The sequence below is a fragment of the Luteibacter sp. 22Crub2.1 genome (assembly GCF_900167995.1).
In the GTDB taxonomy this organism is placed as follows: domain Bacteria; phylum Pseudomonadota; class Gammaproteobacteria; order Xanthomonadales; family Rhodanobacteraceae; genus Luteibacter; species Luteibacter mycovicinus.
In genome coordinates this window covers 121,054-143,609 of sequence record NZ_FUYT01000008.1, presented here as the reverse complement: position 1 = coordinate 143,609, position 22,556 = coordinate 121,054, and the positions used below count along the sequence as shown (strand labels likewise).

The window sequence follows — 22,556 nt, the reverse complement described above, 5'->3', positions numbered from 1 at the left end:
GGGCGTGCGGAAAGGCCGTCATCGTAAGTGCGAATGATTCTCAGATCAAATTCATCGGGGGCAGTCCCCGGTCTGACGCCTCAGAGTTCGATGATGCCGCGCCGAAGCGCGATGGCGACGGCATGGGTGCGGTCGTTGGCCTGCAGCTTCGCCAGGATGCTCTTCATATGCGCCTTGACCGTTTCCTCGGCGATGCCGAGTGAAGCGGCCACGTCGCGGTTGGCCTCGCCGCGGGCCACGTGAGTAATGACCTGGGTTTCGCGCGGCGTGAGTTCGTCGTCCCCGGCATGACCAGCCATTTCCTGGGCGATCTCTTCCGGCACGCGTCGCTTGCCGTCCATGATCTGATGGATGGTGGTCAGCATCTCTTTGCGCAGCTCGCTCTTCAGCAGGTAACCCTGCGCACCCGCGCGAAACGCACGCAGTGCCTGCACGTCGCCGCGGTAGGTCGTCAGTACCAGGATGCGGGCGTCGGGGAACTCGGCGCGGATCGCCTCGATCGCCGCGATGCCGCCGATACCGGGCATCTGCAGGTCCATGAGGGTAAGGTCCGGGCGATACGCCCGGTAGCGTTCGATGGCTTCTTCACCACTGCCCGCCTCGGCCACCAGGACGAGCCCGTGCTGGCCTTCGATCACGGCCGCGATCCCCTCACGGAGGAGCGGATGATCGTCGACGGTCATGATTCGGATGGGTGTCATCGTCCCAGTATCGCCGAAGCGTATGCGCCTGCGCATGTAAAGACGTGCTCTCCACCATGGCCTTGCGAGCATCGCCCGATGGCGACGAAACGTTCCAGACCGACGAAAAAGGCCCCGGGCCGCCTGTATACGGGCATGGGCGGTTGGACGTTCGCGCCCTGGCGCGGGCCGTTCTATCCGGAGGGGCTGGTCCAGAAGCGGGAGCTCGAATACGCCAGCAGGCAGGTGTCTGCCATCGAGATCAACGGTACCTACTACCGATCTCCCGATATCGACACGTATCGTCGCTGGGCTGCGGAAACGCCGGACGATTTCGTGTTTTCGGTGAAAGCGCCGCGGCATATCGTGCAGAGTCGCGCCCTCGCCTCGACGGGCGAGCGGATCGGGCGGTTTCTCGATGGCGCCATCGGCCTGGGTGACCGGCTGGGAGCCGTGCTCTGGCAGTTACTGCCCACGCGCAAGTTCGATCCCGACGATATCGCCGGCTTCCTCGACCTGCTGCCGGATCGTCATGAGGGCGTGGCATTACGCCACGCTGTCGAGGTGCGCCACGAGAGCTTCATGGACGAGCGCTGGCTGACGCTGGCCCGGGACCGTGGCGTCGCCACTGTGTTCACCGATTCTCCCGATCACCCCTCATTCGCGGATCTGACCGGCCCATTCGTCTACGCGCGGCTCATGCGCAGCCGGGCCAGGGAGAAGCACGGCTATCCCGCGAAGGAACTGAAGGCATGGGCTGCCCACGCGGCGGCGTGGACGGCAGGCGACGACCCGGCTGACCTGCCGCATGTCGTCGAGCCGCAGGCGTCCGGCCAGCCGCGCGATGCCTTCGTCTTCTTTATTTCCGCCGCCAAGGAACGCAATCCGGCAGCCGCTGTCGCGCTCGGCAAGCTCGCCGACGACGCATAATTATCCCATTCCCCGAACGGACGAACCATGGACCGTCTTATCCAGAACCACCTGATCGACCTTTTCGCCGAACACGAGGTAGGCCTCGAGCCGGACGAAGACTGGCTGCTGACCGAAGGCGACGACTTTCCCGCGCTGCGCGGCATCTGGCATGAAGGCAAGGATGGAGGCATGGGCCGCCTGGACATCGACATCGTCCTGGACGAAGAGCGCACGATCGAAGAGAGCTTCGGTGGCATCGGCACGGGCAAAGCGGGTTGCCGCGATGCGCTGGACAGCTTCGCGCGTAACGATTTCTACGTCGTGCTGGCCGCGTGCTGGCACCTGGTCGACAAGAGCAAGCTGGCTGTGCGTGAGCTGACCGCCGGCGCGCATCGGTTTACCGTTTACGTCGGCGATTTCACGCTGCGTGGCGAGCAGGATGCGCCAGTGGAGATTCCGGAGGACGGGTTGTCGGCTCTCGAGGCGGCGATCGCCACCGCGCCGCTGACCAACGACGTGCACTGGATTCGCGTGTTTTACGGCAACGTGGGCGACGGTAAGTCGCAGGTCGAGGTGTTGCTCGACAACGAGCCATGGGCGGCGGGGCACAAGGCGATCGCGTCCGTGGAATGGCCGAGGCATGAGGCTTATTACAGTTTGCGGAATTTTATTGCTTTGGTGCCTGTGGACTGAGGTATACGGGCTTTCGCGCGCGGGGCGCGCTCCTACGTAGACGGGCTTTCGCGCGCGGGGCGCGCTCCTACAGGGCGGGTTGCCAGTCTTCGGGTTTCAGGATCTGGAACCATCCTTCGCGCGCGGTTCGTTTGCCTAGCTTCAACACCTCGGCGTCGCGGGAGAACAGCACCGCGGCGCCGGATGCCATCGCCAGTTCGAGAAACTTCTGGTCGTCCGGGTCGCGGCAGCGCGGCGGAGTCACGGCGGGTGTTTCCGCAGGCAACACCGCGACCAGGCGGTCGAAGAGCATCTCGGCCGCCATCCGACGTGACTGCGGCAGCTTCAACGCCGGATAGTCCAGTACCGCCAGCCATTCGTTGCGGCAGTCCGCGCGCGTCACCGCCTCGACGTCGCCTGACTCGATCGCCGCAAGCAGTGTCGCGGCACGCGGATCGCCGAAGACGAACGCGTCGAGGCAGACGTTGGTGTCCAGGACGACGCGCACGTGAGCCTCAGGCGGCGGCGCGAGCGGCCAGCACCGCGTGCTGCGCGGACACGATGCTGTACGAGCGCTTGCGTGCTTCGTGATCGAAGATCTGGGCGGTGATGATCAGCTCGTCGGCACCGGTGCGCGCGATGAACGCCTCGAGCCCGTCGCGGACGCTGTCGGGTGAACCGACCACGGCACACGACAGCGCATGGTCCACCTGCGCCTTCTCCATCGGCGTCCACACGCCCTCCATCGAATTCACCGGCGGCGGCAACAGACCCGGTGCGCCACGACGCAGATTCCAGAACGCCTGCTGTTGCGAGGTGAACAGCTTGCGTGCTTCCTCATCCGTGTCGGCCGCGACCACGTTGATGCCGAGCATCGCATAGGGCTTATCGAGCACGGCGGACGGACGGAACATGTGCCGGTAGACCTCGAGCGCCTTCATCATCATGTCGGGCGCGAAGTGCGAGGCGAACGCAAAGGGCAGGCCGAGGTGCGCGGCGAGCTGCGCGCTGAACAGGCTGGAACCCAGCAACCAGATCGGGACGTTGGTATCCATGCCCGGCACGGCACGCACCGTCTGACCGGGCAGCTGCGGGCCCAGGAACATCTGCAGTTCCTGCACGTCGGCCGGGAAACGATCATCGCTGGGCCCCATGGAGCGACGGAGCGCGCGGGCCGTGCCCTGATCGGTGCCCGGTGCGCGGCCCAGACCGAGGTCGATACGACCCGGGTAAAGCGAGGCCAGCGTGCCGAACTGCTCGGCGATCACCAGCGGCGCGTGGTTGGGCAGCATCACGCCACCCGAGCCTACGCGGATCGTGCTCGTGCCTTCCGCGATATACCCGATCACGACCGAGGTGGCCGCGCTGGCGATACCGGTCATGTTGTGATGCTCGGCCAGCCAGTATCGATGGAAACCCAGTGACTCCGCGTGGCGGGCGAGATCGCGCGAGTTGCGCAGCGATTCGCCCGGGTTGGAGCCACGGGCAACGGGGGACAGGTCGAGCACCGAAAACGGAATCATCCGCGAACACCTCAGAAAGTGGGGAGGCGGACGGACCGCCCATGCGTTCCAGATGGGCCGCGGGGACCCGGATTGCAACCCTCAAGAGGTCGTCCGGGAAACGATCCGTTCCGGTGAACGATGCGCCGCGACGCGTGCGGAAGAGGAAAATACACCCATTCACTCATCCAGTCCGGTAATCCCGGGGGAGCACGACATGATCGACGTCCGCAGCTTCGCCAGCCTCGGCGGCGCCAACCACGGTTGGCTCGACGCGAAGCACCACTTCTCGTTTGCGTCGTACCACGATCAGAAACGTATGGGCTGGGGCGCGCTCCGCGTCTGGAACGACGACACCATCGCCGCAGGCACCGGTTTTCCGGCGCACCCACATTCGGACATGGAGATCATCACCTATGTGCGGGAAGGCGCGATCACCCATGAAGACAGCCTGGGCAACAAGGGCCGTACCGAAGCCGGCGACGTGCAGGTCATGAGCGCCGGCACAGGCATCCGGCACGCCGAGTACAACGCCGAACCGGACGCCACCCGGATCTTCCAGATCTGGATCATCCCGGACGGCGAGCGCAAGGCGCCGTCGTGGGGTACCCGTCCGTTCCCGAAGGGCGAGCGCTCGGGCCAGTTCGTCACCCTGGCCAGCGGCATGGCCGGCGACGGCGACGCCTTGCCGATCCGCACCGACGCCCGCGTGCTGGGCGCCAGCGTCAAGGCGGGCGAGACGGTGGAGTACGCGCTGGGCGAAGGTCGCTATGCGTATATGGTGCCGGCGGCCGGTAGCGTCCAGATCAACGGCCAGACGCTGAACAAGGGCGATGGCGCCGCGATCCGCGACGAGACCCGCCTGAGCATCACCGCGACGACCGATGCGGAACTGGTCCTGGTCGATACCGCGGCCTGAGTCACGCCGGAGGTATGCTGTGGGTCATGACGACCCACAGCACCGCGTATCTCGACAACCCCGTTCTCGACACCGACAGCTACAAGGCCAGCCACTGGCTGCAGTACCCGCCCGGCACGGACGCCACGTTCTTCTACGTGGAATCGCGCGGCGGCACGTACGAGAGCACGGTGTTTTTCGGCCTGCAGGCCATCCTCAAGTCACAGCTGGGGCGCATCGTCACCCACGCCCATGTCGACGAGGCGCGCGACTTCTTCGCCGCGCATGGCGAACCTTTCAATGAAGACGGCTGGCGCCGCATCGTGGATGTCCACGGCGGTCGCCTGCCTGTACGTATACGCGCCGTTCCGGAAGGCCATGTCGTGCCGACGCACCAGGCGCTCGTCACGATCGAATCCACGGACCCCGAAGCCTACTGGCTGCCGTCTTACCTCGAGACCCTGCTGCTGCGCCTCTGGTATCCGGTGACGGTTTCGACCATCAGCTGGCAGGCACGCCGGACCATCCTGCACTACCTGGAGAAAACCTCGGACGATCCCGCCGGACAGATTCCCTTCAAGCTGCACGACTTCGGCGCGCGCGGCGTCTCCAGCGCGGAATCCGCCGGCCTCGGCGGCATGGCGCACCTGGTCAACTTCATGGGCACGGATACGGTGTCGGGCGTGCTCGCCGCACGTGCGTTCTATGGCGAGCCCATGGCGGGTTATTCGATACCCGCCGCCGAGCACAGCACGATCACCAGCTGGGGTCGCGAACACGAAGTGGACGCCTACCGGAACATGCTAAGGCGCTTCGCGAAACCCGGGTCGCTCGTCGCCGTCGTGTCGGACAGTTACGACATCTATCACGCGATCGGCGAGCACTGGGGCAAGACACTGCGCGACGACGTCATCGCCTCCGGTGCCACCGTCGTCATACGTCCCGACTCCGGCGATCCGGTCGAGGTGGTCCATCGCTGCGTCAGCCTGCTCAACGACGCCTTCGGCAGCACGGTCAACGCGAAGGGTTACCGCGTGCTCAACCACGTCCGCGTGATCCAGGGCGACGGCGTCAACCCCGGCAGCATCCGGGCGATCCTCGAACGACTCAGCGCGGCCGGGTATTCGGCGGACAACCTGGCCTTCGGCATGGGTGGCGCGTTGTTGCAGAAGCTCACCCGCGACACGCAGAAGTTCGCCCTGAAATGTTCCGCCGCACGCATCGACGGCGAGTGGCGCGATGTCTGGAAAGACCCCGTCACCGATCAGGGCAAGATGTCCAAGCGCGGCCGCATGACGCTGGTGCGGCACCGTGAGTACGGCAGCTACCGCACCGTGGCGCTGCCGGACGGTGCGGTCTCGCTACCCGCCGATCAGCTGGAACACGGCTGGGAGGAAGCGATGGTCACCGTCTGGGAAAACGGTGAACTGCTAAGCGACTGGAGCTTCGCCGACGTACGCCAGCGCGCCGCATCGGGCCGCTGACGCGACCCATCGGTCGCGACACGGGGCTTGCGGGCACGCTGGTGTCGCGACCAGGGTCGCTCCTACAAGGAGCCGGGTGAGGTTGTCGCGGCCGTCTGGTGGGGCGCTCCGTGCTTCATCAGGCCGTTGGTGAACAGATACGCCGCCGACTGGTAATACGTGATCGCCGCATCCGCGTCCGCCTGATCGAAGGTCTTCACCGGCGTGGCATCGCCCGTCGCCCGCTGCGGCAGCATTTCCTTTACCGGCTGGCGCGGCACCAGCGAGGTCAGGGTCTCACCGTGCAGGTAACCCAGCTCCTGATAGGTGCTGATGAAGGCGCGCTCGCGGCCCGGCTCCAGCTTGAACAGGTCATAGCCGTAGAAGCGCGACGCGTAGCTGAAATGCAGCAGGCCGAGGATCGTCGGCGGGATATCGATCTGGCTCATGAGCCGGTCCACGCGGCCCGGTGCGATGTGTGCCGGCGAGTAGATGTACAGCGGGATGTGGTAACGATCGACCGGCAGGCTCGTCTTGCCCGCGCTGGTGGCGCAATGGTCCGCGGTGATGACGAAGATCGTGTCCCTGAACCAGGGTTTTGTCGCGGCGCGCCTGAGGAAGTCACCCAGCGCCCAGTCCGTGTACGCCACCGCCGCGGTCCGACGGCCCTGGGGCAGGTTGACGCGCCCCTCGGGGAAGGTAAACGGGCGATGATTGGACGTCGTCATGACGTGGCCGAAATACGGCTTGCCTTTGGCATACGCGTCGTCCATACGCTTGATCACCAGCGTGAACAGATCCTCGTCGGCCACACCCCAGACGTTCTCCGTGTGGATGTCCTTGCTGTCGATGGCATTGCGATCCACCGCGGTATAGCCATTGCTGGCGAAGAAGTGGTTCATGTTGTCGAAATAGCCATAGCCGCCGTAGAGGAACTCGGAGGCATAGCCCTTCGCGTTGAACACGTCCGCGAGCGACCAGAGGTTTTCGTTGTCCGGCCGCTTGACGATGGATTCGCCCGGGGTCGGCGGCACGGACAGCGCCAGCGCTTCGAGCCCGCGCACCGTACGCGTACCGTTGGCATAGAGCTGGCTGAAGAACAGGCTCTTCGAGGCCAGCGCATCCAGATTGGGCATCAGGTGCTTGTGCTTGCTGACATCGAGGCCTTCGACGTAGTCGCCGGAGAGGCTTTCGACGCTGATCAGCACGACATTGAGCTTCTGCTCGGGGCCGTCACCGGCGATGGTGCGCGTGATATCCATCGGATCGTCGCTGGTGAACGTCGCGTCCGGCGTCTTCAGCTGCGCGCGGAGGTTGGCGAACATCGCCTTGTCCGGCAATGTCGGGTAGTACTTGGCATAGTCGAGTTCGTTTTCGCGAAACGCGGCGAAGAACTGGTAAGGCCCGTTACCGGCCAGTTCGTTGACGTAGTTGTTGTCCGAGCGGTCCTTCATGGAGCCATCGACGGCGAAGCTGACGACGACGGTCAGTACCAGCCAGACGCCGACCACCGCGCTGCGGGCGCCGAAGCGCGAACCATCGTCTCGCGCCGCCAGCGCGTGGCGGCTGAAGAAGATCAGGGCGATGGTGGCGGCCAGCAGCATGAGCGACCAGGTGACGATCGGGTACGACTCGCGGATGTTGCCGACGACCTCGTGGGTGTAGACCAGATAGTCCACCGCGATGAAGTTGAATCGCGCGCTGAACTCACCCCAGAACACCAGCTCGGCCGCCGCCAGGTAAAGCACGAAGAAGGCGAGCACGAAACAGAAGCCGAGGAAGATCCGCTGGCCCCAGCGCGAGACGTAGGCGCGCCGCGGCAGGAGCCAGAGGACCAGCAGCATGGGCCAGGCGAAATAGACGAACTCGACCACGTCGTAGCCGAAGCCGACCAGGAACAGGTACACCCACTTGGCCGGGCTGGCCGGAACCTCGTGTCCCGTCTTGATCAGGAGGACCAGGCGGACGAGGAAGGCGACGCCGACGAACAGGATGCCGAACCACAGCAACGGCCGGAAGCGCTGGCGAAGGGCGCCTGGCGCGGAGGAAACAGGGGTCATGACGCCTCGCAAGAAAAAGCCGGCCGGTGCACGGCCAGGATCGGCCATGAGCGTATGCACGCGGGCTTACGTCTGGCTTTCCCGGAGCTTAGTTCCAGCTTCGCAGAATAAAGATGCGATTCCGGCCTCGCAGGAAAAGCCGATCTGCCGCGAGAACGCGCCTTGTGGCAACCTACGCAGTCTTAGGATCGATACGACTGGGAGCCACGGCACCGTGGGAGAAGAAACAAGGGCGGAGCTCCCGACGACCGATCAACCCCTGGCCACCAAGCCTGCGCTGTACGCGACGCTGATCCGTCGTGCCGGCGGCCCGTTGCTGTCCGTCGTACTGCTCTGCCTCGCCCTGTGGGCGCTCAAGTCGATGGCCAGCGAAGTGACCTACCGCCAGATCGGCGGCTATGTCCACGCGCTGCCCAACAGCGATATCGCCCTGGCCGTGCTGCTGACCGGCGCCGGTTTCGCCGTGATGACGCTTTACGACTGGTTCGGTCTGGCCAGCGTCGGTAAACGGCTGCCGCCCAAGCGCGTGGGGCTGATCTCGTTCATCAGCTATGCCTTCTCCAACGCGCTGGGCATGTCGCTGCTCGTTTCCGGCTCGATCCGCTACCGCTTCTACGTGCAGGCGGGCCTGACGCCGGGTGAGATCGCCCGCGTGGTGCTCTATACGACCCTGAGCTTCTGGCTCGGCCTGTGCGCGCTGACGGGCGTCACCCTGCTGCTGGTGCCCATTCCGCCGGACGTGCCGCTGTCGGGCCTGCGCATCCCTCTGGCCATCGTCCTGTCGCTGGTGCCGCTGGCCTGGTTCGTCGCCTCGGTCACCGTGCGCCGCCCCATCCGTATCTGGCGCTGGGCGATCAACACGCCGACGCCGGCCATGGCGGCACGGCAGATTCTGATCGGCGCGCTCGACTGGGGCCTGGCGGCCGGTGTGCTCTACGTGCTGATGCCGCAGGAGATCTCGGCGGGTTTCGGTCACTTTCTGGCGATCTTCGTGCTGGCCCAGATGGCCGGCCTGATCAGCCATGTGCCCGGCGGGCTGGGTGTGTTCGAAGCGGTGATGCTGGCCGGCTTCGGCGCGACGGGTAACCACGGGCTCGAGGCTCCGATCCTCGGCTCGCTGACTGTCTTCCGCGCCGTCTATTACCTGTTGCCGCTGTGCGCGGCGACCGTGCTGGTGGTCTGGAGGGAGATCCGCGCGCTGCGCCACGCCGCCCTCATCACGCCGTGGTTCAGCGGCCTGTTGCCGCCGTTCTTCGCCGGGCTGACCCTGGTCGCCGGCGCGGTCCTCCTGTTCTCGGGCGCCACCCTGGCGATCCCCGGGCGCATGGAAATCCTGCGCGGCTTCGTCCCGCTGCCACTGGTGGAGGTCTCGCACTTCCTTTCCAGCGTCATCGGCATGATGCTGCTGATCCTCGCGCGCGGTCTGCAGCGGCGCCTCGATGCAGCCTACGTCCTGACGCTGGTGCTGCTGGTACTCGGCGCCGTCCTCTCGATGCTCAAGGGCATCGATTACGAGGAAGCCACGCTGCTGTCCCTGCTCGCCCTGGCCCTGGCACCGGCCCATCGCCATTTCTACCGCCGTGCGTCATTGTTCCGCGCCAGCTTCTCGCCCGGCTGGGTGCTGGCCATCGGCGCCGTACTGGCGTGCTCGACCTGGCTGGTCTTCTTCAGCTTCAAGCACGTCGAATACAGCAACAACCTGTGGTGGGAGTTCAGTTTCCGCCACGGCGGTGCGCCGCGGGCACTTCGCGCGCTGGTCGGCGCCATGGCCGCGCTGCTGTTGTTCGGTCTGGCCAATCTGATCCGCCCGGCGCGTACCCGACGCACCCGTCCCGGCGAGGCGGAGATCGCGCGCGCCCTGCCACTGGTGAAGTCGTTCGACTCCGCCCAGGCCCATCTGGCGCTGGTCGGCGACAAGATGCTGCGGTTCGCACCGGACGACCGCGCCTTCATCATGTACGACGTGGAAGGACGCAGCTGGGTCGCCATGGGCGACCCCGTCGGCACCGACGAGGACGCGCGCCGTGAACTGGTATGGAGCTTCCGCGAGGAATGCGAGCGCGCCGGCGGCTGGCCCCTGTTCTATCAGGTGCGCCCGGAAGATCTGGACCTGTATCTCGACGTGGGCATGAGCCTGCTGAAGATCGGCGAGGAAGCACGGGTACGGCTGGAAACGTTCAACCTCGACGGCAAGTCGAAGAAGACGCTGCGCGGCACCGTGAACAAGCTACAGCGCGACGGCCTGCGCATGGAGATCGTTCCCGCCGAGGGCGTACCCGCGTTGCTGCCGCGCCTCAAGGCGATTTCCGACGCCTGGATGCACGACAAGAAGGTCCGCGAGAAGCGTTTTTCCCTCGGTCTGTTCGACGAGCGTTATCTTTGTCGCACACCGATGGCCGTCGTCTGGCAGGGCGACGAGCCGGTCGCGTTCGCCAACATGTTCCTCACCGAGTCGATGGAAGAAGCCTCCGTGGACCTCATGCGCCACCTTCCCGACGGTCCTTCCGGCATCATGGATTTCCTGTTCATCGAGCTGATGGTCTGGTCGAAGGCTCAGGGCTATCGCTGGTTCAATCTCGGCATGGCGCCGTTGTCCGGCTTGCAGAACCGCCGTACCGCGCCGCTCTGGAGCCGTTTCGGCGCCATGGTGTTCGGCCGCGGTGAGCGCTTCTACAATTTCCGTGGCCTGCATCGCTACAAAGACAAGTTCGACCCCGAATGGGAACCGCGCTATATCGCGGTGCCCGGCGGTATCGCGCTGCCGCTGGCCCTGGCCAACGTCGCCAGCCTCATTTCCGGTGGCATCGGCGGCGTAGTCCGCCGGTGAGGAAGATCGTGAAAAAGACCCTGCGTTATGTGCTGTCCGCCATCGGCGTCCTCCTCGTGCTCGGCGTGCTGGCATGGCATCCGTGGACGCGCGCGTCCATGGAGAAGTCCACGGTCGAACTTCCCGCCCTGACGGCGCCGCCCAGGGGCCAGGAGGATCTCCTCGTCGTCATCTACTCCGGTGACGGCGGCTGGTGGGATCTCGATCAGCGCCTGGGTGCCGTCTTCACCGGCCGCGGCCTGCCGGTAGCGGGTGTAAGCACGTTCACCTATTTCTGGCGTTATCGCTCGCCGGATGAGTCCGCCCATGACCTCGACGGACTGCTGGACCGTTACACGAAGCTCTGGAACAAGCAGCGCGTGCTGCTGATCGGGTACTCGTTCGGGGCGGACGTGCTGCCGACCATCGTCGGTAAGCTGCGGCCGGACAACCGCGCCAGGCTGACGCAGCTGGTTCTGCTTTCGGCCAGCCGTGACGTCAACTTCGAGATCGAACTCGAGGGCTACATGCAGCAGGGCTGGTGGACGACGCACACTCACAATCTCATGCAGTGGATTCATCCCGTCGTACACACGGATGCGTTCCCCCCCATGGCCGCGCTGGGTGGCCACCCACCCATGGCGTGCTACTACGGGACGGAGGACGCGGACGACAGCGGTTGCACCGATCCCAGGCTGCCGTCGTTCGTCACCGTGTACAAGAAGCCCGGTTCGCACCACTTCGATGAGAATTACGACGTTCTGGCGACGGAACTGATCGAACGGATGCCAGCGAAGGCGTCGACGTCGCCTTAACCTCGTTTCCGGCCGATGGCTCGCGAAACGCTGTCACGAAACGTTCACCGCCCTGCCACCGAAAGTTGCCTCCGGACCGCTCAACCTGCCGACTCGGGTGGGAAGTACGGCAGGAGACGATCGATGCAACGCACACCAGGTCAACGGAACTATGGATCCTCCGACGCCGCTCGCCTGCGCAGTCTGGCCAGCCGCGGTGTCGCTCTGTCGCCGCCGCAACCAAGGCCGGCGACGAGCAAGCGTAAGGAGCGCTCGGACGGCAGCCGGTCGGGCTCGGCGTCGGTGAATCCGTTGCCTCGCGGTCACTCGCCCGCCTGACGCGTGCGCGGGCAGCACCCGGCCGTGTAAGGCAATCCGGTGCTAATTTTAAGAATTCTCCTATATCCCTCGTCGGATCAGGTGCGGAAGATAGCGTCATGTCCCACCGGCCCCGTGCCGTGACGGACTAACGAATCGCCGATGACCGATCCGACGGCAGGATGCCGTCTGTCCCTAGAATCAGGATCGATCCCCCCCTTCATCGGCGGTGGTGCTGCGCCGGCTTCGTCGGGCCGCATCCAGGTGGTTTACCACCCGACCCAGGGACGGTCGTCATGGCCCTCCGCGTGAGCGCGAGGGCCATGTTTTTTTGTAGGCTTGCCCCATGGGCTGCCTACCGATTCCTCTCTTCGCGCTGCTGGGCTTCGGCCTTGGCTACCTTATCGACAACCGTCCGGGCTCGCTGTGGGGCGGCGCAGTCGGGCTGCTGATCGGTCTGGTCGGCACGGCGCTGGTGATACGCGCCATGCGGCGAGCCAATCGATCGCCTTAGGCCTTCTTGCCGAAGAAGACGGAAATTCCCAGGCCACCGATGAAGGAAGGACCGTGGCCGCCGATGCGATGCAGGGCATACGCGTCCAGTTGCGCATGGTCGCCGATGGAGTAGGCCACACCGCCGCCGGCCTGCAGCTCATTGCCGTCGTCGGCGTCGTGAATGGCGTCGGCTTCGAGGTAGGCCATCCAGTTTTCACCGAACTTGCGGCCGAACGTCGGTGCCAGCGTCCAGCTGTTCCTGCCCTTGAGGCGGTCGACATTGGCGTAAAGCGTGTTCTGGTGATTGTCGTCCGGCTGCCACTGGCCGGTCGCGCCCAGGCTGTACTGCTTCGCGCCGTTGCCGAAATCCTCGTCGCCGTTGGCGAAGGTGACGTTGGCCAGTGCGGCCCAGCTGAAGCCGTTGCCGCTATCGGACGAGCCACCCGGTGCGATCTTCACACCGACGTTGGTGTCGCCGTGGCCGACGGCATGGCGACGCGAGCCCATACCGCGTTCTTCCAGACGGTTCCACGCGGAGCCACCGACCTGGAATTCAGCCGGACCACCGAGGCCGATGCGGATGAGGCTGTCGGCGGTGTACGTGCGATCGAGATACCCGTCCTGACGCTGGCGTTCGTAGGTCGGCAGGCCTTGTTCGAGCGCAAGCGTGCCGGCGGGGAGGACGCTGGTGGCGAAGCCGGCGCCGGGACGGTCGAAGTCCGGCGGATCGGCGAACGCCGGACCGGCGAGAGACAGGAATAAAGCGGCGGTGAGGACGGGGCGCAGGTTCATGCGTGCATTTTGGCGATCGGGTGTCGCGACGCCGTGCAGGCCGTCGCGACCGGGCTCGCCGGCAGCGCTGGCTCCCGCCAGCGCCTCGCCCCTACCCCGACCTCAGGGTGCCTTGACGACCGGAAAGCTCTCACCGATCGTCACGGCCTTCTCGCCGGCGACATCCGTCGCCGAGCGGGCGAGCCGCACGGTGTAACTACCGGGCGCCACGCGCCAGCGCTTGCCGGCGTTGTCGTAGCGCGCCAGCGCCAGCGGCTCGAGCGGGATGTCGACGCGACGGCTCGCACCCGGTTCGAGCGCGACCTTGCTCCACCCGGCCAGACGGCGCGTGGCCGCATCGGGCGCGGTGACGTAGATCTGTGGCACATCGGCGGCGGCGACCTTGCCGGTGTTCTTCACCGTGACATGCGCCACCGGGTTGCCCTTCGGGTCTTTATCGACCGCGAAGTCGCTGTAGGCGAAGCTCGAGTAGGTCAGGCCGTAGCCGAAGGCGAACAGCGGCTCGCGCTTCGTCTTCTCGAACCAGCGGTAGCCGACATCGGCCCCTTCGATGTTGTAGTCGATGCTGTCCGCCGGCGCGTCCTTGTTACCCAGGCCAGCCGCCTGAATCGCCGGGCGTGGCAGCTGCGATTCGTCCTTCGGCCAGCTGACCGGCAGACGACCCGAGGGCGAGACCTCGCCGTAAAGCAGGCGCGCGATCGCGTCGCCGCCGCCCGAGCCCGGGTACCAGGCCTGCAGCACACCGCCGACGCTGTCGAGCCACGGCATCTTCACCGCGCCATTGGTTTCCAGCACGACGACGGTCTTCGGATTGGCTTTCGCCACGGCGGCGACCAGGGCGTTATCGGCCGCGGAAAGCCCCATGTCGGGCGCGTCATACGATTCGGCAGCCCACTTGCTGACGAAGACCACCGCCACGTCGGCGGAAGCTGCGGCCTTCGCGGCGGCCGCGGCATCGGTGCCGGCGTCGAAGCTGACCTTCTCGCCCAGCTGCTTCATGAAATTCAGCGGCGCGGAGGCGTGATAGCGCACGGGACCCGGCCAGCCCGTGGGCTCCAGGCCCGGCACCGGATCGCCGCCTTCATCGGTGACGGTCGACGACCCACCGCCCGCGAGCACGCCCTTGTCGGCGTGGGCACCGATCACCACGACCGACTGGCCCTTGCGCGACAGCGGCAGCAGGCCACCCTCGTTGCGCAGCAGGACCGCGCCGGCTTCCAGACCGTCACGAGCGATGCGACGGTCGGCCACGTAGGGGACCGGCTTCGTCGCCCTGGTGGGGATCGGGTCGTCGATGACGCCGTGGGCGAACAGGCTGCGCATGATCCGCTTCGCCATGTCGTCCAGCCGCGCCTTCGGCACCTCGCCCGAGGCGACGGCCTTCCGCAGCGGCTGATCGAAGAACACTTCCTTGTCGAACACCTCGCCCGCCGATTCCTGATCCAGACCGGCCAGCGCGGCCTTGGCGCCGCTGTGAACGCCGCCCCAGTCGGACATGACGAAGCCCTTGAAGCCCCATTCCTGCTTCAGCACCTGGTTGAGCAGCCAGTCGTGCTCGCCCGCGAAGGTGCCATTGATGCGGTTGTACGAAGACATCACCGAGGCGGGATCGCCGTGGGCGATGGCGATCTGGAAGGCCAGCAGGTCGGACTCGCGCAGGGCGACCGGGTCGATCTCGGCGCTGTGCGTGTTGCGGCCGGTCTCGAGGTCGTTGATGGCGAAGTGCTTCACCGTCGCGACGATCTTCGCCTCCTGCACACCCTTCACGGTGGCACCGACGATGGTGCCGGCGAGCACCGGGTCTTCACCGGCGTATTCGAAGTTACGGCCGTTGCGCGGGTCGCGCACGAGGTTCACGCCGCCGGAGAGAAGCACGCCGTAGCCCTTGCCGCGCGCTTCGCCACCGATCATCCGGCCGCCGGCATGGGCGATGGCGGTATCGAAACTGGCCGCGGTGGCAAGGCCGGCCGGCAGCGAGATCGCGCCCTTACCGTCGATGCCGGGCTTGTTCACGCCAAGGCCGGCATCCGTTTCGTTGATGGCGGGCAGACCGAGGCGGGGCAGAGCCGGGACGTAGCCGGCACCGCCGACCGCACCCTCGGGCACGCCATGCTTGTCGCTGGCCAGGCCGAAGTCCGAACGAATGATGCGGAATTTCTCATCGTCGGTCATGGCCGAGACCAGCAGCTCGGCACGGCGGTCCGGCGACAGCGAGCGGTCCATCCAGGGCCGTCCGGGCGGCGTGGCGGCGCTGACAGAGGCGGAGAGGCCCGCGGCGACGGCGAAGGCGAGGGCGGAGCGGCGCGCGATATCGGACATGGTTTTCCATTCGATCCGGGGGGGGAAACGAGCAACCATCGCCAAGTAACGTTTTCATCGCAACCGGCGAGACGGGTGAGGGTTAGTCTAGAGGCTTGTCCGGCAAGCCGTCGGCCCCCACTTAAGTGGTTCAATGAATTCACAAAAGTCGACGCCGCTCGCCGCTTTTCATCCGGCCGTCGCGGCCTGGTTCGCGAACACGTTTCCGGCGCCCACGGAGGCGCAGGTCGCCGCGTGGCCGGCGATCCGCTCCGGACGCCCGACGCTGGTCGCCGCGCCCACGGGTTCGGGCAAGACACTGACCGCCTTCCTTTCCGCCATTGACGCACTGGTGCGCGAGGGCGTGCGTGACAGCGGTCTGCGCGACCGCACCACCATCCTGTACGTCTCGCCGCTCAAGGCCCTGTCGAACGACATCCGGATCAACCTCGAGGCGCCCCTGGCGGGCATTCGCGAGCAGTTGCGCCAGCAAGGCCTGCCTGACCTCGAGATCCGCACCGCGGTACGCACCGGCGACACCCCGTCGTCGGACCGCGAGCGCATGAAGCGTCGGCCGCCCCACATCCTGGTGACCACGCCGGAATCGCTCTACGTGCTGCTGGGCTCCGACTCGGGCCGGGCGATGCTGCGCGACGTGCGCGAGGTCATCGTGGACGAGATCCACGCCGTGGCCGCCAGCAAGCGCGGCAGTCATATGGCGGTATCGCTGGAGCGGCTGGAAGCGCTCGCACAGCGTCGCATCACGCGTATCGGGCTGTCCGCCACGCAGAAGCCAATCGAGAAGGTCGCCGCCTTTCTGACCGGGGGCGCGTACGACGACTGCGCCATCGTCGACATCGGGCATGCGCGCAAGCGCGACCTCGCCCTCGAAGTACCGCCCGTACCGCTCGAAGCGGTGATGTCCAACGACATGTGGGAGCTGGTCTACAACCGGCTGGCCAACCTGATCGAGCAGCACCGTACCACCCTGATTTTCGTCAATACGCGACGCATGGCCGAACGTCTCTCGCGCCATCTCTCCGAGCGGCTGGGCCGCGACGCGGTGACGGCGCATCATGGCAGCCTGTCGCGCGATCAGCGTCTCGACGCCGAGCAACGCCTGAAGAAAGGTGAGTTGCGCGCCCTGGTGGCCACCGCGTCGCTCGAGCTGGGTATCGATATCGGCGACATCGACCTGGTCTGCCAGATCGCGTCGCCGCGCTCGATCGCTGCGTTTCTGCAACGCGCGGGCCGGGCGAGCCATAACGTCGGCGGCACCCCGAAAGCCCGCCTGTTCCCCACATCGCGTGACGACCTGATCGAGTGCACGGCGCTGCTGGATTGCGTACGCCGCGGCGAGCTCGACGCGCTGATCATGCCGCACGAGCCACTCGACGTTCTGGCCCAGCAGATCGTCGCCGAAGTGTCCTGCCAGGAGTGGGACGAAGATGCCCTGTACGATCTCATCCGTCGCGCGTACCCGTTCCGCGAACTGAGCCGGGCCACCTTCGACGAGACCGTGCGCATGCTGGCCGAAGGCTTCACCACGCGCGTGGGCCCGCGGGGGTCGTACATTCATCGCGACGCGGTCAACAAACGCCTTCGTGAGCGTCGTGGTGCCCGGCTGACCGCCGTGACCTCGGGCGGTACGATCCCCGAGACGGGCGATTACAACGTCATGCTGGAACCGCAAGCGACCGTGGTCGGCACCGTCAACGAAGACTTCGCCGTGGAGAGCCTAGCGGGCGACGTCTTCCAGCTGGGCAACCGTTCCTACCGGATCATCCGCGTGGAGATGGGCCGCCTTCGCGTCGAGGATGCGCAAGGGCAGCCGCCGAACATTCCGTTCTGGCTGGGCGAGGCGCCGGGACGTACCGATGAGCTGTCCATTGGCGTGTCGCGCCTGCGTACCGACATCTCGGCGAAGTTCGACGAAGGCGGTCGCGAGGGCGCGCTCGACTGGCTGATGTCCGACCTCGGCCTGTCGAAAGCGGCCGCGGAACAGATCGTGGACTACCTGTTCCGTGCACGCGCGGCGCTGGGTGCGTTGCCCACCCGCGAAACGCTGGTCATGGAGCGTTTTTTCGACGAATCCGGCGGCACGCAGCTGATCATTCACACGCCTTACGGCAGCCGGATCAACCGGGCGTGGGGGCTCGCCCTGCGCAAACGTTTCTGCCGCAAGTTCAACTTCGAACTGCAGGCGGCCGCCACCGAAGACGCCATCGTGCTCTCGTTGTCGACCAGCCACAGCTTCCCGCTCGATGAAGTCGCGCGTTACCTGCACTCGAATTCGGCGGAGCACGTGCTGATCCAGGCCTTGCTCGATGCCCCGCTGTTCGGTGTGCGCTGGCGCTGGAACGCGACCACCGCGCTGGCGTTGCCACGCTTCACCGGCGGCAGGAAAGTCGCACCGCAATTGCAGCGGATGAAAAGCGAAGATCTGCTGGCCACGGTGTTCCCCGATCAGGTCGCCTGCGCGGAAAATCTGGTCGGCGAGCGGGAAGTGCCCGACCATCCGCTGGTGAAGCAGACGCTGGAAGACTGCCTGCATGAAGCGATGGACAGCGAAGGATGGCTGACGATGCTTCGCGGCCTCGAATCGGGAGCGATCAGGATGGTGGCGCGCGACCTCGCCACACCGTCGCCTCTGGCCGCCGAGGTGCTCAGCGCCGCCCCCTACGCCTTCCTCGACGACGCGCCGCTGGAGGAACGTCGTACGCAGGCCGTGCAGTCGCGGCGCTGGAACGATGCCGAGACCGCCGACGATCTCGGCCGGCTCGACGCCGAGGCCATCGCGTCGGTGCGCGAGGAAGCATGGCCGGAGGCGCGGAGTGCCGATGAGATGCATGAGGCGCTGGTGCAGCTCGGCGCGGTGACCGCGGCGGAAGTGTCGCAAAACGCGAGCTGGGCGAAGCTGCTCGCCGCGCTGGCGAAAGATGCGCGCGCAACGGCCTTGTCGACCGGCACCACGACACTGTGGGTCGCGGCGGAACGCCTGCCCGCGTGGCGCGCCGTCCACCCGGACGCCGGACTGACGCCCGCTATCTCTGCGCCGGCCGAATTCGAGTCGCCGCTGTGGACGCCCGAATCGGCGCTGATCGATCTGGTACGCGGACGCCTGGGCGGGCTCGGCCCGGTCCCGGCGGGTGTGCTTGCTTCGTCGCTCGGGGTTTCCATAAGCGACGTGGATCTCGCGCTGACCTCGCTGGAAACCGAGGGCTACGTCATGCGCGGACCGTTCTCGCCCGGCGTGACGGACATCGAGTGGTGCGAGCGTCATCTGCTCGCACGCATTCATCGGTACACCATCGGGCGCCTGCGTCGCGAAATCGAACCCGTCGCACCACGCGACTATCTACGCTTCCTGCTCGACTGGCAGCACCTCACCCGGGCCACTCAGGTCGCCGGTCCGGACGCGCTGGCGGGCGTCATCGGCCAGCTCGAAGGGTTCGAGGCGGCCGCTGGCGCGTGGGAATCCGAACTGCTGCCCGCGCGCGTCGGTGATTACGGGATCGGCTGGCTGGACGATCTCTGCCGTGCGGGCCGGGTTGTATGGAGCCGTCTCCGTCTGGGCACGGGCAGCGGCGGCCCCGTGCGCGCGACACCCATCGTGCTGCTGCCGCGTCGCCAGCTGTCGGTGTGGTCCGCCGCCGCACCGCCACCCGATGTCGAGACCGTGCTGTCTTCACGTGCGGAGGCGGTAGCCGATGCGTTACGCGATGAAGGCGCGTTGTTCTTCGACGAGATCGCGACGACGACTCGTCTCCTGCGTACCGAACTGGAGGATGCACTGGGCGAACTGGTCGCGGCGGGCCGCGTCACGGCGGACAGCTTCGCCGGCTTACGTGCGTTGCTGCTGCCCGCGGCGAAGCGTAACGGGAGCCGTCACCGCCGCACCCGGCGCCACATGCTCAGCGGCATCGAAGACGCGGGCCGCTGGTCGCTCGCGCGCCGGCCCAGCGAACAACGCAACGATGCGGATGGCCTGGAGCACATCGCGCGCACGCTGCTGCGTCGCTACGGTGTGGTCAGCTGGAAGATTCTCGAGCGCGAGGCCGCGTGGCTGCCGTCATGGCGCGAGCTGCGTCGTGTGTATCACCGGCTGGAAGCGCGCGGGGAGATTCGCGGCGGGCGCTTCGTCGACGGTCTGGTCGGCGAGCAGTTCGCCTTGCCGGAGGCGTTGCCGGCGTTGCGGCAGATCCGTCATCGCGAGCACGACGGCGAGATCGTCTGCATCGCGGGGACGGACCCGGCGAATCTGGTCGGCAACGTCGTGGCTTCGGTCAAAGTGCCTTCGGTCATCGGCAACCGCATCGCCATCCGTGATGGGATTCCGCTGGCGGCGATGGTAGCGGGGAAGTTCGTCACGCTCACGCCGCTCGAGGGCGACGACGAGCGGGAAGCGCGCGGCGCGTTGCAGCGCCACGCGACCTTCCCGACCGCGTTGTCGTTTTAATCAGCGCAGCTGGATATCGCCGATCACCCAGAGCTTCGGGCCGGGCTTGCCCGTGACCACGAAGCAGAGATCATGCGTACCCTCGCGCTTGGGCAGAATGCCCTGCAACGTGGCGCGGCCGTCCTTCGCCGGCGCCAGCGGGATGGTGCTCAGCTTCGGGCCGTCGCAAGTGTCCTGATGCACTTCGATCTCACCGGCCGCCGAGCGCGCCTTGCGTGACACGATGCCCGCCGCGTCCTTCCACAGGGCGTAGTTGTACGGCAGGCGGTCGACCGTGATATCGACGCCATAGCGACCGTCGAGCCTGACCCCTTTCCATACCCAGCACGTGTTCATGATGTCCACCTTGTAGACCGGGCGGACGCCATCGACGGCGTTGGCGGCTTCGAGGCGCAGCACGAGCTTGTCGCCGCAGGTGTCGAGCTCGTCGCTGGAGCGGTGCAGCAGCGACTTCGCATCGATCGCGCGATCGCGCGGGCCGGCAAGACCGAAGCCACCGGCGAAGGCATTCGCACGCACCGTCGTCGGCAGCGCGACATCGAAGGGCGCGCTGTACGCGGTGGACTGCGCGGTCGGGGCCGAACCGTCGGTGGTGTAGCGGATCGTGCCGTAGCCGCTCTGGCTCGACAGCGTGACGCGCGCCTTGTCGTCCGCGGCGGCCTCCGTGGCGATCGCTACCGCATAGACGCTGTCCGCCGGGACGATACCCGCCGCGCGATAGCGCGACATCTGCGCCGGCAGCCTTGCGATGAAGCCGTTCCAGTCGGCCTTCGGCGACCAGGTACGCTCGGCGACCGCGGCGATACGCGGGAAGATGGCGTGCTGGATGCGGTACCAGTTGGGCTGGTATTCGGTGAAGAGCGTGACCTGCTCACCGAGCACGTGGTCGGCCTTGTCAGGCGCGATATCCGACGGCACCGGTTCGAAATCGTAGAGGGTCTTCAGCGTCTGGCCGGACGGGCGGCCCGGCGGCTCGTCCGGCAGTGTGGACTGCAGCTGGTCGAGGTACAGCGTCGGCGACGGCGCCATGACCACGTCGTGGCCGGCATTCGCCGCCTTGATCGCGCCCCTGGTCCCGCGCCACGACATGACGGTGGCGGTGGCCGGCACCTTGCCGTCGAGGATCTCGTCCCAGCCGATCAGGCGGCGGCCGTGCTTGTCCAGGTAGTCGCCGATGCGGGCGACGAACCAGCCCTGCATCTTCTCTTCATCCGTGATGCCCAGCGACTTCATCTTCGCCTGCACCGCCTTCGAATGCTCCCACTCGTCCTTGGCCGCCTCATCGCCACCGACGTGGATATACGTCGACGGGAAGATCGCCATGACCTCGTCGAGCACGTCCTGCATGACCACGAAGGTGGCGTCGTCGGTATTGAACAAGGCCGTGTTGACGCCCCAGTCGCCGGAGACCGCCAGCTTCTTGCCGTTGCCGAGCTTCGGATAGGACGCGACCGCCGCCTGCGCATGGCCGGGCATTTCGATTTCCGGCACGACGGTGATGTGGCGCTCGGCGGCATAGGCGACGATCTGCTTCGCCTCGTCCTGCGTGTAGAAGCCGCAGTACGGCTTGTCTTCGCCACCGGTGAGGGCGACGTCCGGCCCGATCGCCTTGCGGCAGGCACCGGTTTCGGTGAGCTTCGGGTACTTGTCGATCTGCAGTCGCCAGCCCTGGTCGTCGGTGAGGTGCCAGTGGAAGGTGTTGAGCTTGTGCATGGCCATCTGGTCGAGCAGGTGCTCGATCTCGCTCACCGACTGGAAATGCCGGCTGGAGTCGAGCATCAGGCCGCGCCATTCGAAGCGGGGGGCATCGACGATGTGCACGCCGGGCACGCCGCCCTGGGCCGCCGGATCGGTCAGCAGCTGCCAGTAGGTCACCGCGCCGTAGAAGAGGCCCGTTTCATCGTTGGCGGCGATGCGCACGCCCTTGCCGTCGACGTCGAGCGTATAGGCCTCGCGGCCCTTGATCGCCGCACTGGTGGACAGGCTGATGCCGCCCGACTTCGACTTGCCCTCGACGATGGCGAGAGTGATGCCGCGCGCCTGACGAACCCAGCTCTGCAGCTGAGCGGCGACGTGCTTCGCCGCGGTATCGCCGGGCGTCACCGTGATGGTCGCCGTAGCATCGAGCTTGAAGCGGCCCGGCGTGCGCTGAAGCTGCGCAGGCTGCGGAATGAGGGAAAGCGGCATGTTATCGACGGGACCCGTCTCGCGTTTCGGCTGCTGATCGGCACAAGCGGTGAGGCCGACGGCCAGGGCGAGCAGGAGGGTACGGCGCATCGATGACTCCGGAGGTCTGATGTTCGGGCCACGATTGTGGCGAACCATCGTGACGGTGGGAAGCAAAAAAAAGCGGGCCCGATAAGGAGGATCGGGCCCGTGGGGAATGGAGCTTCAGAGGGGTTGGCGG

At 66.4% G+C, this 22,556-nt stretch carries 16 protein-coding genes; 9 read left to right on the top strand and 7 right to left on the bottom strand.

The features are described from left to right. Positions 1-80 precede the first annotated feature (80 nt). Positions 81-701, bottom strand: coding sequence for a response regulator (locus B5X73_RS10275; protein ID WP_079521595.1), 621 nt, complete (start codon positions 699-701; stop codon positions 81-83). Positions 702-779: 78 nt separating this feature from the next. Here B5X73_RS10275 and B5X73_RS10270 point away from each other — a divergent pair, with 78 nt between their 5' ends. Next, positions 780-1,610: a DUF72 domain-containing protein gene (locus B5X73_RS10270; protein WP_079521594.1), complete on the top strand. Its 831-nt coding sequence runs from the start codon at positions 780-782 to the stop codon at positions 1,608-1,610. A gap of 27 nt (positions 1,611-1,637) precedes the next feature. Continuing rightward, a complete protein-coding gene (locus B5X73_RS10265) occupies positions 1,638-2,285 on the top strand; it encodes a DUF6348 family protein (protein ID WP_079521593.1) in 648 nt (215 codons plus the stop codon). A gap of 67 nt (positions 2,286-2,352) precedes the next feature. Here the strand turns inward: B5X73_RS10265 and B5X73_RS10260 are convergent, their stop codons facing one another. Further along, positions 2,353-2,772 (bottom strand): putative toxin-antitoxin system toxin component, PIN family, encoded by a 420-nt coding sequence (locus B5X73_RS10260; RefSeq protein ID WP_139382730.1) that lies wholly within the window; start codon positions 2,770-2,772, stop codon positions 2,353-2,355. 7 nt (positions 2,773-2,779) lie between these two features. Beyond that, positions 2,780-3,787 carry an LLM class flavin-dependent oxidoreductase gene (locus B5X73_RS10255; RefSeq protein ID WP_079521591.1) on the bottom strand — a complete coding sequence of 336 codons (1,008 nt, stop codon included), beginning with the start codon at positions 3,785-3,787 and terminating at the stop codon, positions 2,780-2,782. A gap of 196 nt (positions 3,788-3,983) precedes the next feature. Here B5X73_RS10255 and B5X73_RS10250 point away from each other — a divergent pair, with 196 nt between their 5' ends. Both B5X73_RS10250 and B5X73_RS10245 read left to right on the top strand, forming a co-directional pair. Next, positions 3,984-4,685: a pirin family protein gene (locus tag B5X73_RS10250; protein WP_043691520.1), complete on the top strand. Its 702-nt coding sequence runs from the start codon at positions 3,984-3,986 to the stop codon at positions 4,683-4,685. Positions 4,686-4,711: 26 nt separating this feature from the next. Further along, complete coding sequence (locus tag B5X73_RS10245; protein WP_036118708.1) at positions 4,712-6,148, top strand: nicotinate phosphoribosyltransferase; 1,437 nt, start codon at positions 4,712-4,714, stop codon at positions 6,146-6,148. 62 nt (positions 6,149-6,210) lie between these two features. Here B5X73_RS10245 and B5X73_RS10240 read toward each other — a convergent pair whose 3' ends face one another. Next, positions 6,211-8,187, bottom strand: a complete 1,977-nt coding sequence (locus B5X73_RS10240; RefSeq protein WP_139382729.1) for an LTA synthase family protein — start codon at positions 8,185-8,187, stop codon at positions 6,211-6,213. A gap of 214 nt (positions 8,188-8,401) precedes the next feature. Here B5X73_RS10240 and mprF point away from each other — a divergent pair, with 214 nt between their 5' ends. The 4 genes from mprF to B5X73_RS21015 all read left to right on the top strand — a co-directional run bounded on the left by mprF (position 8,402) and on the right by B5X73_RS21015 (position 12,619). Next, complete coding sequence (gene mprF / locus B5X73_RS10235; protein WP_254857271.1) at positions 8,402-11,014, top strand: bifunctional lysylphosphatidylglycerol flippase/synthetase MprF; 2,613 nt, start codon at positions 8,402-8,404, stop codon at positions 11,012-11,014. A gap of 8 nt (positions 11,015-11,022) precedes the next feature. Then, positions 11,023-11,808, top strand: a complete 786-nt coding sequence (locus B5X73_RS10230) for a virulence factor (protein ID WP_254857270.1) — start codon at positions 11,023-11,025, stop codon at positions 11,806-11,808. A gap of 123 nt (positions 11,809-11,931) precedes the next feature. Further along, the gene (locus B5X73_RS20630) at positions 11,932-12,126 is read left to right on the top strand and encodes a hypothetical protein (protein WP_139382728.1); all 195 of its coding nucleotides are present in this window, start codon (positions 11,932-11,934) and stop codon (positions 12,124-12,126) included. A gap of 325 nt (positions 12,127-12,451) precedes the next feature. Continuing rightward, positions 12,452-12,619, top strand: a complete 168-nt coding sequence (locus tag B5X73_RS21015; protein ID WP_176167799.1) for a hypothetical protein — start codon at positions 12,452-12,454, stop codon at positions 12,617-12,619. Here the strand turns inward: B5X73_RS21015 and B5X73_RS10225 are convergent. Together B5X73_RS10225 and B5X73_RS10220 are read right to left on the bottom strand one after the other, a co-directional pair. Beyond that, positions 12,616-13,392, bottom strand: coding sequence for a transporter (locus B5X73_RS10225; RefSeq protein ID WP_079521588.1), 777 nt, complete (start codon positions 13,390-13,392; stop codon positions 12,616-12,618). The genes B5X73_RS21015 and B5X73_RS10225 overlap by 4 nt on opposite strands. Before the next feature lie 102 nt (positions 13,393-13,494). Beyond that, a complete protein-coding gene (locus tag B5X73_RS10220; protein WP_079521587.1) occupies positions 13,495-15,711 on the bottom strand; it encodes a glycoside hydrolase family 3 protein in 2,217 nt (738 codons plus the stop codon). Between the two features lie 133 nt (positions 15,712-15,844). Here B5X73_RS10220 and B5X73_RS10215 point away from each other — a divergent pair, with 133 nt between their 5' ends. After that, on the top strand, positions 15,845-20,149 hold the full coding sequence (locus tag B5X73_RS10215; protein ID WP_079521586.1) for a DEAD/DEAH box helicase: 4,305 nt from the start codon (positions 15,845-15,847) through the stop codon (positions 20,147-20,149). Here B5X73_RS10215 and B5X73_RS10210 read toward each other — a convergent pair whose 3' ends face one another. After that, on the bottom strand, positions 20,150-22,426 hold the full coding sequence (locus B5X73_RS10210) for a family 20 glycosylhydrolase (protein ID WP_079521585.1): 2,277 nt from the start codon (positions 22,424-22,426) through the stop codon (positions 20,150-20,152). Positions 22,427-22,556 lie beyond the last annotated feature (130 nt).